Source organism: Pseudomonas sp. C9, assembly GCF_002000165.1.
Lineage (GTDB): Bacteria > Pseudomonadota > Gammaproteobacteria > Pseudomonadales > Pseudomonadaceae > Aquipseudomonas.
Window position 1 is genome coordinate 1025604 of the sequence record NZ_MPAK01000001.1, and the last position, 15579, is coordinate 1041182.

At 53.5% G+C, this 15579-nt stretch carries 15 protein-coding genes; 7 read left to right on the top strand and 8 right to left on the bottom strand.

Going from position 1 to position 15579, the window contains the following annotated elements:
• The first annotated feature begins 85 nt into the window (after positions 1–85).
• Entirely contained in the window at positions 86–1081 is a 996-nt protein-coding gene (gene dusA / locus BMS17_RS04915) for a tRNA dihydrouridine(20/20a) synthase DusA (RefSeq protein WP_046026947.1), read from the top strand.
• A 58-nt stretch (positions 1082–1139) separates the two neighbouring features.
• Here dusA and BMS17_RS04920 read toward each other — a convergent pair whose 3' ends face one another.
• On the bottom strand, positions 1140–1973 hold the full coding sequence (locus BMS17_RS04920; protein ID WP_046026948.1) for an undecaprenyl-diphosphate phosphatase: 834 nt from the start codon (positions 1971–1973) through the stop codon (positions 1140–1142).
• 498 nt (positions 1974–2471) lie between these two features.
• Here BMS17_RS04920 and BMS17_RS04925 point away from each other — a divergent pair, with 498 nt between their 5' ends.
• The 4 genes from BMS17_RS04925 to BMS17_RS04940 all read left to right on the top strand — a co-directional run bounded on the left by BMS17_RS04925 (position 2472) and on the right by BMS17_RS04940 (position 6448).
• Entirely contained in the window at positions 2472–3212 is a 741-nt protein-coding gene (locus BMS17_RS04925) for a winged helix-turn-helix domain-containing protein (RefSeq protein ID WP_046026949.1), read from the top strand.
• 29 nt (positions 3213–3241) lie between these two features.
• The gene (locus BMS17_RS04930; protein WP_046026950.1) at positions 3242–4003 is read left to right on the top strand and encodes an EAL domain-containing protein; all 762 of its coding nucleotides are present in this window, start codon (positions 3242–3244) and stop codon (positions 4001–4003) included.
• Positions 4004–4032: 29 nt separating this feature from the next.
• On the top strand, positions 4033–4707 hold the full coding sequence (locus tag BMS17_RS04935; protein ID WP_046026951.1) for a helix-turn-helix domain-containing protein: 675 nt from the start codon (positions 4033–4035) through the stop codon (positions 4705–4707).
• Positions 4708–5053: 346 nt separating this feature from the next.
• Positions 5054–6448, top strand: a complete 1395-nt coding sequence (locus BMS17_RS04940) for an undecaprenyl-phosphate glucose phosphotransferase (protein ID WP_046026952.1) — start codon at positions 5054–5056, stop codon at positions 6446–6448.
• Positions 6449–6682: 234 nt separating this feature from the next.
• On the opposite strand, the gene BMS17_RS04945 is transcribed toward BMS17_RS04940, so the two are convergent.
• The 6 genes from BMS17_RS04945 to galE form a co-directional block, all read right to left on the bottom strand.
• Positions 6683–8761, bottom strand: coding sequence for a YjbH domain-containing protein (locus tag BMS17_RS04945; protein WP_046026953.1), 2079 nt, complete (start codon positions 8759–8761; stop codon positions 6683–6685).
• A complete protein-coding gene (locus tag BMS17_RS04950) occupies positions 8758–9519 on the bottom strand; it encodes a capsule biosynthesis GfcC family protein (RefSeq protein WP_077430559.1) in 762 nt (253 codons plus the stop codon). Before BMS17_RS04950 ends, BMS17_RS04945 begins: the two co-directional genes overlap by 4 nt.
• The gene (locus BMS17_RS04955) at positions 9516–10181 is read right to left on the bottom strand and encodes a YjbF family lipoprotein (RefSeq protein WP_139348070.1); all 666 of its coding nucleotides are present in this window, start codon (positions 10179–10181) and stop codon (positions 9516–9518) included. The genes BMS17_RS04950 and BMS17_RS04955 overlap by 4 nt, the downstream gene beginning before the upstream one ends.
• A 14-nt stretch (positions 10182–10195) precedes the next feature.
• A complete protein-coding gene (locus BMS17_RS04960) occupies positions 10196–11251 on the bottom strand; it encodes a polysaccharide biosynthesis/export family protein (RefSeq protein WP_046027141.1) in 1056 nt (351 codons plus the stop codon).
• Positions 11252–11391: 140 nt separating this feature from the next.
• Positions 11392–11628 (bottom strand): hypothetical protein, encoded by a 237-nt coding sequence (locus tag BMS17_RS04965; protein ID WP_046026956.1) that lies wholly within the window; start codon positions 11626–11628, stop codon positions 11392–11394.
• A 142-nt stretch (positions 11629–11770) separates the two neighbouring features.
• Positions 11771–12787, bottom strand: a complete 1017-nt coding sequence (gene galE / locus BMS17_RS04970; RefSeq protein ID WP_046026957.1) for a UDP-glucose 4-epimerase GalE — start codon at positions 12785–12787, stop codon at positions 11771–11773.
• A gap of 309 nt (positions 12788–13096) precedes the next feature.
• Between galE and galU the strand changes: the two genes are divergently transcribed.
• Both galU and BMS17_RS04980 read left to right on the top strand, forming a co-directional pair.
• Positions 13097–13930, top strand: a complete 834-nt coding sequence (galU, locus tag BMS17_RS04975; RefSeq protein ID WP_046026958.1) for a UTP--glucose-1-phosphate uridylyltransferase GalU — start codon at positions 13097–13099, stop codon at positions 13928–13930.
• Between the two features lie 73 nt (positions 13931–14003).
• Entirely contained in the window at positions 14004–14411 is a 408-nt protein-coding gene (locus BMS17_RS04980; protein WP_046026959.1) for a mannose-1-phosphate guanylyltransferase, read from the top strand.
• A 4-nt stretch (positions 14412–14415) separates the two neighbouring features.
• Here BMS17_RS04980 and BMS17_RS04985 read toward each other — a convergent pair whose 3' ends face one another.
• Positions 14416–15552 carry an SGNH/GDSL hydrolase family protein gene (locus BMS17_RS04985; protein WP_046026960.1) on the bottom strand — a complete coding sequence of 379 codons (1137 nt, stop codon included), beginning with the start codon at positions 15550–15552 and terminating at the stop codon, positions 14416–14418.
• Positions 15553–15579: the final 27 nt, after the last annotated feature.

Sequence of the window (15579 nt, forward strand, 5' to 3'; positions counted from 1 at the left end):
GATGACTGCCGTAGGACTCGCCTCAACCCAACTGACCCATTCCTGATAAACTCCCGTCTTTCGCCCCACCGATTCCAGACCGCCAATGCCCCCAATCACCGCCACACCCGCCCCACTTTCCCGCCGCTTCAGCGTGGCCCCGATGATGGATTGGACTGACCGCCATTGCCGTTTTTTCCTACGCCTCTTGTCGAAAAACGCCCTGCTCTACACCGAAATGGTCACCACCGGCGCGCTGCTCAACGGTGATCACGACCGTTTCCTGCGTCACAACGAAGCCGAACACCCGCTCGCCCTGCAACTCGGCGGCAGTGTCCCGTTGGACCTGGCCGCCTGCGCCCGCATGGCACAGGAGCACGGTTACGACGAGGTGAATCTGAATGTCGGCTGCCCGAGTGATCGGGTGCAGAACAATATGATCGGCGCGGTGCTCATGGGGCATCCGCAGTTGGTGGCTGATTGTGTGAAGGCGATGCGTGATGCGGTGTCGATTCCGGTGACGGTGAAGCACCGCATCGGTATCAATGGGCGGGACAGTTACGAGCAACTGTGTGACTTCGTCGGCACAGTGCGGGATGCCGGGTGCACGAGTTTTACCGTGCATGCGCGAATTGCGATTTTGGAGGGGTTGTCGCCCAAGGAGAATCGCGACATTCCGCCCCTGCGTTATGACGTGGCAGCGCAGTTGAAGAAGGATTTTCCGGACCTGGAGATTATTCTCAACGGCGGGATCAAGTCGCTGGAAGCCTGCCATGAACATTTGCAAACGTTCGACGGCGTGATGCTGGGCCGCGAGGCTTATCACAATCCTTATGTGATGGCTGAAGTGGATCAGCAACTGTTTGGCAGTACGGCACCGGTGATCACTCGGGCCGAGGCGCTGGCGCAGTTGCGGCCTTATATAGCGGCGCACATTGATGCGGGCGGTTCGATGCACCACATCACTCGGCATGTGCTGGGGCTGGGCACCGGGTTTGCGGGGGCGCGCAAGTTTCGGCAGCTGTTGTCGGTGGATATTCACAAGGCCAAAGAGCCTTTGGCGTTGCTGGATCAAGCAGCGGAGTTACTTGAGGGACGTTAACGGTTAGCCGTCTGGATTTACGAAAACCAGGCTGTATGTCCTCAGCCTGGTGCACGTATCAGAGTGCTGCCGCCTCAGTCCAGTTAACCCAACCGAATACCCACGTTGCCAGAATCAACAAACCGAATGCGATCCGGTACCAGGCAAATACAGCGTAACTGTGGCTGGCGATGAACTTGAGCAAGCCGCGCACAGCAATCATGGCGAAAAAGAACGCGGTCACGAAACCCAAGGCAAACACCGGCAGGTCGCCGGCCTGGAACAGTTCCCGATATTTGTAGCCTGAGTAGACCGCGGCACCGACCATGGTTGGCATTGCCAGGAAGAACGAAAACTCGGTTGCGGCCTTGCGTGACAGCCCAAACAGCAGTCCGCCAATAATGGTCGATCCAGAACGTGAGGTGCCCGGGATCATCGCCAGGCATTGGGCGAAGCCGACTTTAAGGGCGTCGGTCCAGCGCATATCATCAACGTGATCGACATACACCACATGTTCTCGTCGCTCAGCCCACAACATGATGATGCCGCCCACTACCAATGCCACCGCCACGGTGATTGGATTAAAAAGATATTCATGGATCTTATCGGCGAACAACACGCCCAGGACAACGGCCGGTAAAAAACCGATCAATAAGTTCAAAGTAAAACGTTGTGCATTACGTTGAGTCGGCAAGCCTGTGATGATCTCGAGGATCTTGCGACGAAACTCCCAGACGACCGCGAGTATGGCGCCCAGTTGAATAATGATATTGAAAGCCATCGCTCGTTCGCCGCCAAAATCGAGCAAGTCTGCAACAATAATTTGGTGCCCAGTACTTGATATGGGCAAAAACTCCGTAAGCCCTTCGACCACCCCTAAAATCAATACCTTTACGGTAGTCAAAAAATCCATTGTTCCCCCTCATCGTCAAAAGCACACACTGACGTGCTTTTTAATGTATCGCCAAGGAGAAAGTAAACCGCATCCACTCCAAAATTAAAACCCAATGTTAATAATTGTCCAGCGCCACAAATAACATACTCGATGTTATGTATCGGCACAAAGTGGATAGATCATGACTGTAGAAAAACTCAAACTAACCAATTAAGCAATCACGCAATGGTAATTCATAGCACCCCAACAACAATCCAAGTAACAGCAGCATTACCCGACCCCATAGCGAATCGATCTGAAAATGCAGGACATCACAGCAAAAGATGGCACAATGACACTCTCGCCTCAATCGTCACCTCTCACACACGAGCGCAAAGATTCACGTCCTCCTCACCAGCAATGTTAAAAAAAACTATGCCGTCCGCTAGGAAAACCAATGAAATGTTACCAATTGTCAGTCACAAATGAGAATTGGTGCTTTAACATTCAAATGTCAGCACCCAGCCGAGTCAAAGCATGATGCTTACAAGGAAAATAACGACTACCCGTCACAACCATACAAAGGAAATGACCGGTATTCTCACCATCGGACGGACCCATACGTTAGTGGAGAGCTTTAAGACTTTAGTAGTACACCACGTCACCGATGATATATCCGTTGATACGATGTGCTACAGCAACCCCTTCAAACAAAACAAGGACCTCCACTCGTATCGCGCAGTTTTTATTGTCATTGACAGCCCTCAGGCGTTTGCTGAAAGCCTCACCCTGGTTGAAAACATTCGCGCCGGTAACCATGCACTTATTATTGTAGTAGCCATCACCGGAAAAGGCACCTTCAACAAGATGAAATATTATCTTGCCGGCGCCGATCACTGCATTAAATTTGACACTGTAACTGAGGAAAACCCGGACGTGATTTCCGAGTTTTTTAATAGCGCCGAATGGAAAAAGCAGCATAATCTACTCTTGGATCCGACTCGCATGTGTCTGATCGGAGACTGTAAAAAACTAGATGTTTCGTTTTCTGAAATGAAGATTCTTGAAGCATTCTCCGAAACTAAAAACCAAATATTGAGTCATGATGAAATCGCCATAATCATGGGCCTCAATATAACTTTTTATGATCCAAGGGCCTTGGAAAAGTCCATTAGCCGCCTTCGCGGAAAAATAAAAGGCCTGTATGGCACGAACGCTATTCAAAGTATTCGTGGTCATGGATATCGTTTAATCAGGGGTCTGATCTCGACCGCCTGATGATTAATGTGCAAGGGAGTTACTGCTGTATGAACGCAACGGGAAGCGTGTCTCACGTCAATCGTGCAAGTCATTACTTGTCTCGACAACTGATCCTCGCTCGCGATGACTGCCCATTTGGCAGTGAGATCAGAATACAACTTGACGACAGTCAGGTTTCGCCTACTCGTGCATCCTGTACGCCACCGCTGCATCAGATGAGTGGCATCTACAGTGAAGTACTCATGCAGACTCGACTGATTGCCTTCTCGCTAAAAGATCAAAATGCCACTAGCGAAAACAAGTACTTAAGCCGACGTTTTGTATGCGTAGCACAATCGGATCTCACCAGTGCGGCCCTCACCGAAGAGTTGATACAGTGCAACGATGCGCTGCGCAATTTCGGTCAGACATTGGCTATCGCTCTCAATGAGCTGCCTCTTTCGGCGATCAGCTTCACCGACAAAAAGAAAATCCTCAACAACGTATATCTGTTGAAAGATCACGGCATAGAAATCGCTTTCGATGGCTATAACATCCACGACGAAAGTATCGAAATCTTTACAACCCTGAATCTATTCGACTATATAAAAATCTCCCTTTCAACCCTAGACTCTGGCCTTAAACTGACTGGCAACCCCGAGTTATTCAATCGACTGCATGAACGTATGACCATGCTGACTCACACTACAAAAGTCGTCTTTATAGCTGACCGAGTCGAGCATGCCGCCAGCCACATATTGGCCCGTGCACTGCCCTTTGATTACTTCCAAGGGAGCCACTACTCCCCCGCCGACATACTTTTAAATTAAAACCGAGAGTGCACTTCAGGAGAGAAGACATGGAAAGCCGCACACCCCTCCCCAGAAAATATTTTGTCGTAGTTACTCATAGCCCGGCATTACAACTTGAGCTTGAGGAATTACTGTCAAGCGAGCGATACAACTCATTTGGCACGTCACAGGCAAAAATGTTTGTCGAAGGTGTTGTCATGCCCTCTTCCGCCCCTAAACTCATGGAATTCATTCCCCCTCACTTGGACAACATTGTCCCACCTGTTATTAAACACGATACGCAACGCATACTTTCGATGTTTGAATCCGAATGGCTAGTGGCTCATTCCGATTCTCGGTTTGACAACATCCATTCACTTGCAGTTGAAACCAGAGACACCCTCTCCAAAACGGCCAAACCGCACACCCCCTATGCAGATGCCTGGCGACTGAGCAATGGCAACGGCGCCTTAATCAAAGATGACATCGAGATTGTCTTGACGGGCCTGGAGGCCACACTGGTCAAAAGAATGTTGCACCATGACGATCGCGTGGTCAGCAAGGATGATCTTATTCGGAGCATTGGCAGAGAGCCCGAATATTATCGAGGTCTCGAAATGTGCCTTAGCCGATTACAGGAAAAGTTTAAAAATGCCAGCAATGGCGAGCGTCTTTTCCGCGCGGTCAGGAACCGCGGCTACTGCCTTATACAAAAAATCATTCGAGGAAAAGGCCTCAACTGAGCAAACATAACAACCAGACTGATCGTGCATTACAAAAATAAAAAGCACACTAGTCCCTCCTTGGCGCCAAAACAAACTCCTCTAGTAATACTCCGCCGCCCTCCGCACATTATCGACTATTTCTAACACTTTACCGTCCAGGCTAATGGACGCAGAAACTAACTACTCGTTAGAAGTCGTCAGACAGCCCTCTCCCCAATAATTTAACCTATTCACTGACGAGTACGCCGCACAGTGGCGTTTCGGTCGTCAATGTTTTGCCAACTTATAAAAATAATAACGCCTGTTTCATCAACTTTGGCTGTTGTCTGTCGACGCGCAAATGGACGTATTTTGGGGATATCGCATGGTTAACAATCTTCGTATCAATCGAAATACCCACCTCAAAGGATTGACCTTCTGGGGACAATGGGCACTGGGTCAGGGCTTTGTTATTGCCCTGTTATTTTCATTGGTTTATTACAAGACCGGAACGGTAGAGTTTTATTATCGAGTGTGCGCAATTCTTACTGTGCTTGCCTCGGTTCCCGCCTATTCGTGGTGTGGTGTCTATGCAAAAAAGGATAACTACCTGACAGGCTTGGGACGATTGCTGATGGGGTGGTCAATGACCTTGGCCGCGTTAGCCTGTGTGGCGTTTATCTGTAAGGCTGACGAACTGTTTTCTCGTCAACTTATCCTGATATGGGCCGCCTGCGGCTACATCGGGCAAGCCCTGCTGTACGTCCCACTGCACGGATTCTCGCAATACTATCGACGGTCACTACAACGCGAGCATAAGACCCTGATCGTGGGTACTGGCGAGTTGGCGCTGGGACTGGCCAGGAACCTTCGTAGCCTGGAACACTCCCCACTCGTGGGACTGGTCAGCACGGATACCTCACTCCCGCCAGGAATGGGTTCACCGCGTATTGTGGGTCCGCAGGAGCAACTGCTGGAATTGATCAAAGTCCATGACATCCGACGCTTGTACATTACGCTGCCCCTGAGTGAAGCGGCAAAAATCGAGGCCATGTATATCGATTTGCTGGGAGCTAACGTAGACGTGGTATGGGTGCCGGACTTGAATAGCCTGACACTGCTTAATCATTCTGTGAGTATCGTGGACGGCTTGCCGGCGATTTACTTGAATGAAAGCCCGTTGACCAGCCAGCCCACCGCTGCATTGAGTAAAAGCCTGCTGGAAAAGGGCGTTGCGCTCTTGGCCATTGTTCTGCTGAGCCCACTACTGTTGCTCATTGCCTTGGCCGTGAAATTCAACTCGCCTGGCCCGGTGTTCTTCAAGCAGGACCGTCACGGCTGGAACGGCAAGGTGATCCAGGTCTGGAAGTTTCGCTCGATGCGCGTGCACGATGATCATGAAGTAAAGCAAGCCAGTCGTAACGATTCACGGATTACTTCAGTGGGACGTTTTATCCGCCGCACCTCGATCGATGAACTGCCGCAACTGTTCAATGTATTGCAAGGCCAAATGGCGCTTGTCGGGCCACGTCCGCACGCCGTTGCACACAATGATTACTACTCAGGGAAAATTCTCGCCTACATGGCGCGCCACCGAATCAAACCGGGGATTACCGGGCTGGCTCAAATCAACGGTTGCCGCGGTGAGACCGACACCCTCGACAAGATGCAGAAACGCGTCGAGATCGACCTCAAGTACATCAACAATTGGTCGTTGTGGCTGGACCTGAAGATCCTGGTGAAGACGCCCTTCACCCTGCTGTCTAAAGATATTTACTGATGGCTTGGTAGTTGGACACAGGCAAGCTCGACAAGGGGACGCAAGTCCCCTTTTTCGTGGGCGCCGATTGGGCTCTCTGATGGCCACTCAAGTACGACCAACCACCTCAGGGATTCCCGGGCTTAGTGTTGCATTGGTGTCTTGGGGGGAGATAGCGCAGAGAACTCTGCGCCACATCTTGCGGTTGTTCCGGGTGCGATCTACAGCGCTGATTGCCCTGTAGATCGCCCGCAGTCACTCAGTGATCTTGTCAAAGTTGCGATAGAACAGATCGGTGTCACGGCTATCGGTCATGGCGTGCAACGAGTAACTGCGATTGAGCCGTGCACCACCGTCCCGGGTCAGTGGGGACCAGACGATATTGGCGCGACGCATCGTCGACATACTCATCATTTCGTCGAACGGTATGGAGATGTAAATGCCCTTGTCGAAACTGCCCTCGCCGTATTCCTCACTCGTTGCGGTGGTCAACGTGGCCCAGGCCCCGAATCGCACACCATTGGCGAACTCCCGTGACAGATCGACCGTAGCGCCCCAATCCCGCGCCAGGTAACGACCGACACTGACAGCCGCCTGAGCCTCGAAAGGCAAGTCGGTATAACCGGTGATGTGGCCCGTAACGGTCGAGTAATCCCGCAGGCCGAAGCCTTGGTCAAACTCGCGCTGACGCACGAAATTCAGGTCCGCGCCGACAGACCAGCGCTGCCCCATTGGACGAAACAGTACCTCACCGCCAACGCCGGCAAACATCGACTCCAGGTAGCCGCCATAGACCATGCCATACAGGTCTTTATCCAGCCGTTCAGCGTGATTGAGTTGGAACGTCGGCATGGTGACATCCGAGGTCGTCAGGTACTTGCGCAGGTCCGTCCTCACCCGGGGTAAACCACTTGGCGCGTCGTAGGTGAAGTGATCGTAGTTGTTGGCCAGATTGGTACTGAGCAGGCCACTCCACCAGATATTGCGCGTGAAGCGGTACTCGGCGTCCACATCGGCAGTCAACTGATAGAGCAACCCATCAGGGCCGCCCACGTTCTGTTTGTAGCCCAGCCCGATGCCATATTTGAATGGATCGAGCGCCCCGGTATAGAGCGTGGTCTCCGTGTGCGGGAGCGGGTTATTGACCTCAGTCGCACGGTGCAGACTTTGCAATGGCTCCTCATTGTTGACCACCTCGCGAAAGGTCTCGCGAGGCACACTGGTTTCGTCCAGCGGCATGTCGTAGCGCTTGTTGACCACGGTAAACCAGTCGATATCGTCGTTAACGCTGTTGTCCAGAATCCGGCTGGCCCGGCCGACGGCTTTTGCCGAATAGAAATAATTCGACTGTTCGCCGTACACCAATAACTCTGAGCCGCGCTGGGCAATGCGCTCAACGTTGTAGCCCGCATTTTTTTGCAGCCGTTGAGACACGTTGGCCCAGTTGACCTGGTCCGGCGCAGTCGCGGGTGCATGCGCCGGCAGGCGCTCCGCTGGCGGATCGTAGGTCTTGGCCGGCGCCTTGCGGCTGACAAAGTTGGTGTGCAGGGTGATGCCGAACATGGCCGTATTGCCACGCTCCCAGCCAGCGCTTAGATCAACCGAATCGGTCAGCTTGAACACTGCGCCAATGTTGATGGGCGAGTCTTGCTTGATGTGGTTGTCCTTCGGCTCGTTTTTATAGTCGTTGCCTTCGTACTCGAGTTTGAGACTGAGCGGGTCCCAGGGCGTCTGGTAGGTCACGCCACCGAACAAAGAGGGTCGACCACGGAAGTAGGCGTTGGTATTGACGTCGCCCGTGCCTTCGCTTTGTGGCCGGGTATTGAAGCGGTCATCCACCCAACCTGGCGGGTTTTCAAAATCGCCTCGATTCCCCAGATAACCCCAGGCAACACCCGCGCTGAAATCAAAGTCGTCATAGCGCTTGTTGGCCACCACGTATTCGCTGGAAAACAGACCGGTACCACCGACGTCGCGAAAACCCACGGCCAATTCAGGTGCCCAATGGCTTTCTTGCCAAAGGCGCAGCTTGACGTCCACAGCCTTGTCTTTATAGCTCTGGTCACCACTCAACGACTCGGGGCCATACTTACGGTTGGTGATCGCGGTATAGCGAAACGAGCCTTCCAGCCATTCAAATGGCTGCAGTGAAACGCTGTAACGACTATAGGGACTGGTTCGACTGGCATTCACGCTCAGTTCGCCGGCCGGCGCCATCCGGGCAGTCGGTGTCTGCATCAAGCCCACACCGCCAAAATCACTCTGAGTAAATCGCGGTTCTCCATGAACCAAACCACATGGCAACAACAATACCGCTGCAAAACGTAAATTCAAGGAACCACCTCAGCCAGTTGCGTGGCAAGAAATTCGGCCAACTGCTGATTCAGTTCAGGTATAGGCGGATTAAGATCATCGTTTTTGATAGGGACCAGGATTTTGCTACCCGCGGCAGGCACCTGCCCGCTTTCGCGATTCCACGGCGCAATGCCGACCCGGCGGATAACGCCATCGGGCTGAATGATCCAGAGGTAATCGGCTTCAGCATCGGCAAGCGGTGCACACCCTTGCAGGTAGTCACGCGCTTCCTGCATGGGGCGATACGCGAGCCGGCACGGTTCGGCGACAGCACCCAGCACTTCAACCACACTGGAGCGCATCGGGTAGATCAGGCTGTCGCCGTCAGCGAGGCGGAAATTGCGAGCGAACCCGACCTCTACCGCGACCGGATCCAGGACGGCCACCTGGCGCCCCGTGACGGGCAAGTAGCTGACTTGCTCGTACATCCGCAACGCCAACGTCGCCCGGCTGGTTCGCTCCAGGAGCAACGCGGTACGTTGCAATACCTTCAAGTCGAACAAGACTCCGGCTTTAAGCCGAGTCTGCTCTTCGAGCAATGACCGTCGCAGCCACCCTGCCGCCATCCAATAGCCTTCAGGATTGGGTTGCGCGACGCGGATCACGTCCAGCACTCGACCATCGGGTTGCAGTTCGACCACTCCCGGATTGCGCACATCACCGCTGACGGTGACAGCTGCACTCACGCCGCCGGAGATCAACCACAGGCACGTCCATAACACCTTGGGAAACTTCAACGGACAGCCCTGCGTTCAGAGGTCAGTTGAACGATCGTCACCCTGAGTTGCGCTGTCAGTTGCTGCTCGCTCTGCAGGATGAAACCGTTATCCGGATTGACCCAATAATGATTGGTCGCGTGCAGTCCAATAAGCGGCGCATCAATATGCTCATCAACACGCATCACAGCGTATTCCTTGTCCAGAATCCTGATGGTTTCCATGGGTTGTCGCGTGAAGCGACTGTTCACGACAACACCCACTTCGTAGCCTTGATAAAGATCGATCCAGCGCTGGCTGGTGTATCCATCGGGCAGCCGATGAAGCCCCTGTTTGAACGGCGAGACCGCTTCAAAACGGGTCCCGTCCAGATCCCCTCCGACGCCAAGACCGACACTGCGAATTGCCAGGCCATCGCGCAGCAACAACACCTGCTTGCCGGACGCGACCCAGTACTGCAAGTCACCTCGTTCACGCACCATCGCCAACACCCCTACGCCGGAAGGGGTGGTCAATTTGAGTTGGGGGTAGTGAACTTCGGCTACTTGAGCCGGGGTCAACTCCAGATCATCAGGTCCGCCGGCCACGGCTTTGAAGTTCGCCAGCGTGGCCTTCATCAGCGGATTACATCCACACAACAGCAACGCCGCCATCAAGCAGACGCTAACTTTCAACGCTCTCACAGTTGGACCAGACCTTATCGGTTGTTAGCTTCGCTTAAGTTGTTTTGTGCGGCAGCGCCTATGCCCAGAATCGCGGCCGAAGGCACCAATTGACTGATGAAGCGGTTCCAGCGGGTGACGTTGGCAGGTCCCACATAAACGATGTCCTGGGGGCGAACATCGAAGTGAGTGGCGAGTGCCATGGCGGCAGGCGACTCAGCTTGCAGCTGAAAGATTTTGGCGGGTTCTACATCGAGGTTTTCTACGCCCCTGATGACGTACACGGCGTTGCCATTCGAGGTGGCCTGATTCAATCCCCCTACCGAACCTATAACGTCAGAAAGATTCATGGTGCGTGTCTTGAACGTCAACGCGCGTGGCTGATTGACCTCGCCCATTACATAAATCTTTTTGCTGTCGTTGTACGGCAGGTACAACTGATCGCCGCCTTTGAGGTAGACCTTTTGCAACGCCGCATCCTGTTGATTGAGCGCATCAAGGTTGAGCGGATACACCCGCCCGTTTCGCGTCAACAGCAACCCGGACAAGTCAGCATTCAGCGGGTCAATGCCGGCGGAACCCAAGGCTTCAACAACATTGAGCGGGGTGGTGGAAATCGCTTGAGGACCTGCTTTCAATACGGCGCCCGACACCACCACTTTCTGGCTGGCAAAACGCAACACGGCGACATCCACTTGCGGATCAGAGATGAAGGTCGACAACTTTTCTGCGATATCGGATCGCAGTTGCTGGATGGTTTTGCCGGCGGCCTGGACTTCCTTGATATAGGGGTAGTAGAGCGTGCCATCGGAACGGACAAGTCGTCCGTTTGCATCGATCTGCTGCTGCGCCCCTGAGGGTGCAGTCAACTCGGGGTGATCCCACACCGTGATGTACAAGACATCGTTATTACCGATGCGGTACTCGGCGGGTGCCGTCAGTAATTCCGGGGGCAGTGGCTTATCGATCTGTGCGGCCCTGTCCATGGCGATGAGCTTGGGGGTAATTGGAATCAGCTCGACCCGACTGCTTTCGCTGGCCCCTTCGCGAGTGATATCACTGGTGCTCAGATGTTGACCCGGCGAAAACATGCAACCTTGCAAAGCAATACTTGCCAGCATTAAAAAAGGAACACTACGAATCATAAAGGCACTACGCTATTCAAGGGCAAATACAAAACAAGATCGCCCAGTGTTAGCCGGGCAATCTTGTATTACACCTGCGAAATTTCTTAGTTACTGGTGCCGGTCGTCCCGGTAGTACCTGTTGTCCCGGTGGTGCCGCCATTGGAACTTCCACCACTGTTGGAGGCGGCCACGGCACCGGCAACCAGTGCGGTACTTGCCAGTACGGCTTGTCCAGCGGTCACGTCACCCAACACTTTTGTTTCCAGAGTGAGAGGTTCTTCTACGGCGAGTACCCAGCTGCTCATCATGGACAACAAGGCTATTACCATCATCTTTTTCATATCAAACTCCTTCCTGCGAGTTCTTTATATCTACGGACTTGCCGGATGGGTTTCCAGTCAATTTTCCCGACCATAAATAACATCGAAGCCTGATATAACAGTTCAGCAGAAAAACAGGCCGTTGAAGGCCCGCCCATCAGTTTCAATCGACGTATCCCCGGGGATGATTCGATTGCCAACGCCAGGTATCGGTCATCATCTCCTGCAAGTTCCGTGTGGCCTTCCAACCCAACTCCTTCGCCGCTTTAGAGGGGTCGGCCCAACACTCGGCGACGTCGCCCGAGCGTCGCGGCATCATCCGATAAGGCACCGCTCGCCCCGACGCTTGCTCAAATGCCCGCAGTACTTCAAAAACGCTGTAACCATCGCCAGTGCCCAGGTTCCAGATATTGATCCCGGTGCGCGCCGAGATCGACTGCAACGCTTTGAGATGCCCGTCAGCCAAGTCCACGACGTGGATGTAATCGCGTACGCCGGTGCCATCGACGGTGGGGTAATCGTCACCAAATATCGACAACTCCTGCAGACTGCCGACGGCAACCTGGCTGATGTACGGCACCAGATTGTTGGGAATACCGTTGGGGTCTTCCCCCATTTGCCCACTTGCGTGAGCACCGATCGGATTGAAATAACGCAACAGTGCGATGCTCCAGCGCGGGTCCGCCGCACACAGGTCATGCAATACGTTTTCGATGATCAGCTTGGATTGCCCGTAGGGATTGGTGGGCGTGCCCGTCGGAAAGTCTTCACGAATCGGCATCTGCTCAGGCGCGCCATACACCGTGGCCGATGAACTGAATACCAACCGCAATACACCGGCCGCAGACATCGCCTGGCAAAGCGTAATGCTTCCGCAAACGTTGGTTTCGTAATACTCAAGCGGCTTGCGCACGCTTTCACCTACGGCTTTGAGCCCGGCAAAATGCAGAACAGCATCAATGGAGTGCTGCTGAAAAATCCGGTCCAGCAACGCTCTGTCGCACACGTCCCCGTGAATCATTAATGCGGATTTTCCGCAAATGGCTTCAACCGCATGAAGGGCGGCATCAGAGCTATTGCAAAGGTTGTCCAGCACAACCACTTCGAAGCCTGCTTCAAGCAGCGCAAGAGTGGTGTGCGAACCGATATAACCGGTTCCACCCGTTACCAGAATCTTCATAGAGCGGTCCATAGTGGGGTATTGAAGTATTCAACTGCATGCCATATTTAAAGCAATTAGCGCACGCAAGAAATTGACGCCAACGACTTATTAGCACTTCACAAGAACCGACACTATTAATAGACACCGACTAAAACTAACTAAATACAGGCAGACCCGACAACTAATAACATTTACCCCATTCTGCACATGCCATTAATTGCCATCAAACCACGCCTCAGGTATTAAAGTACAACCATCGTAAAACATCCAAACTCATGGCCACCCTCTTCTGTGTGGCTGTGAACAATGACTTTCCAGGAAATATCTATGATTCGTAAATGCTTGTTCCCCGCCGCCGGCTATGGCACGCGTTTCTTGCCTGCAACAAAAGCAATGCCAAAGGAAATGCTGCCGATCGTCAACAAGCCTTTGATCCAATACGCCGTTGAAGAAGCACGGGACGCCGGTTTGCAGAACATGGCCATCGTTACCGGTCGGGGCAAGCGCGCACTGGAAGACCATTTCGATATCAGCTATGAACTGGAACACCAGATTCGCGGCACCGAGAAAGAAAAGTTTCTGGCCGGTACACGAGAGCTGATAGAAACCTGCACCTTCGCCTACACCCGCCAGGTCGAAATGAAAGGCCTGGGGCACGCGATTCTCAGCGGTCGCCCCTTGATCGGTGACGAACCCTTTGCCGTGGTGCTGGCGGATGACCTGTGCCTGAACCTGCAAGGTGACGGTGTGCTCGCGCAGATGATCAAGCTCTACAATAAATTTCGCTGCTCGATCGTGGCCATTCAAGAAGTCCCGCGGGATCAGACACACAAATACGGGGTGATCGCCGGCGAACTGGTTTCCGAAGGGATCTACCGCGTCAACAGCATGGTTGAAAAACCCGCCCCCGAGGACGCACCGTCCAATCTGGCAATCATCGGCCGGTACATTCTGACCCCCGACATTTTTGATTTGATCGCCGATACCCAGCCCGGCAAGGGCGGCGAAATCCAGATCACCGATGCGCTGATGAAGCAGGCGCAAGATGGCTGCGTGCTGGCCTACAAGTTCGAAGGCCTGCGCTTTGATTGTGGTGGTGCAGAAGGCTATATCGACGCCACCAACTTTTGTTATGAGCAGCTGTATCTCAAGGGCCTTTAACCAATCGGCTCAGCACACTCACCGCTCACCTTGCGGAGCCCTCCGTCACACTCTTTCATCCAGGCAGGCCACTATGACCACTGCAAAACGCTCGGTAGACACCGAACTGAAAGCGAGCAACTTCGGAATGATGGCCTGGCTGTCAAAAGCGCCATCGTTATCCTTCGACACTGCTGCCTGGCTGGGCACAACCCTGCTGGTTGAACGTATCGGGGTGTTCCCCTCTTCGGGCGATATCCATCGCCCGATCAGGGACCCGCTTTCCCTCCTAGCTCACCTGAAAAGTCTGTATGCCGACAAGGCCCTGGATATCGATGAACGCGAAGGGCTTAAAGTGATTTTCAACGATTGGCGATTCCGGGTTCGCATTCGCTACAGCGACCCGGCGATCGTCATCAATGTTGAAACGCGGTGTGATCCCGAACTCATGCCTCTGAAAACCGCAGAACTGCTGAGTCAGCTGGAGCACTTTGAACGGTGAAGGATTACTTTGAAGCGGCACCACACGGCAATTCACCGACAAGCAGTCGATAGAAGTAATCGGCAATAAGCCGACCTCCCGAACCCGGGATGGGGTGAATCTTGTCCGGGCCGATCATGGGGGTCGGCCCGTCACTGGCATAGCGTTTGAAGTCGGCACCGAACGCACACTGCAAACTCCAATAGGCGACGTTCTGCGAACGCGCCCACGGTTCAAGTACTTGGGCATAGTCCGACATCGGATAGGTACTGGAACGTGTTGTGTCCTGACGCAAGATCACATTGATGCTCGCCGCCGGATGAACCTCGCGAACCATCTGCACCAAGCCTTTCATGTTCTCAAGATAATCCTTGGGCTTAACGCCAAACCCTTGATCATTGCCGCCCAACATAATCAGGTAAACGTCTGCCGGTATCTTTGAAACGACGGCCTTCCACTGGGTCTGCCATTGGTTGTCGCTTTTAAAAAAGTCACCGGAGGTGGCACCTGAAGCAGCGAGTTTGGAGACCCTGATGCCGCCCCGGTCATTGGCCAGCCACAAGCCAAATAATGTCGGCGCACCTTTCACCACTTCGAGCCTTAGCGCCCAGTCAGCACTGGCGGGGACACTTAGTTGCACTTCCTGAACACCGGCCCCCGCTATCGTCAATGGATGCCACGGGCCTGAAGGTGTCCACCGATACCTCATCTCGCTGGTTTTGCCGTTTCCCAAGTAGAGTAAGTTGGCGTGGGCAATGGACGTATCAATCGCAGCCGTCTGGCTGGAATCGATCTCAAGATAAGCACCCGCCTTCCCGGTAACAGTGCGACTGTCCGGGCTCGCTTGCCCAAGACTGGAAACGCTCCAATCACCACCGAAGTACTGCTGATTGCTGCGGGTGTACTTGAAGTTCGTACCGCCGAGCGCTACGCCGTGGTTAAACCCGACATAACCAGGCCCGGCGAAACCAAAGTCTTTCGCCAAGCGTTGAGTGAGGCCATTCAGATAAAAGTTCTGCCCGGCGCTATAGCTGTCGCCAATCACCGAGATGTCCAGCACCATCCCCGCTTTACCCTTGCCCAGTCCGGCAAGCGGTTCGCGTGAGCTTCTCACCTCGATGACCGGAGCCGGGACAGGACGCACATCATCGACATAGACCATTGGCTCATCTATCTATCAGGAAACCTG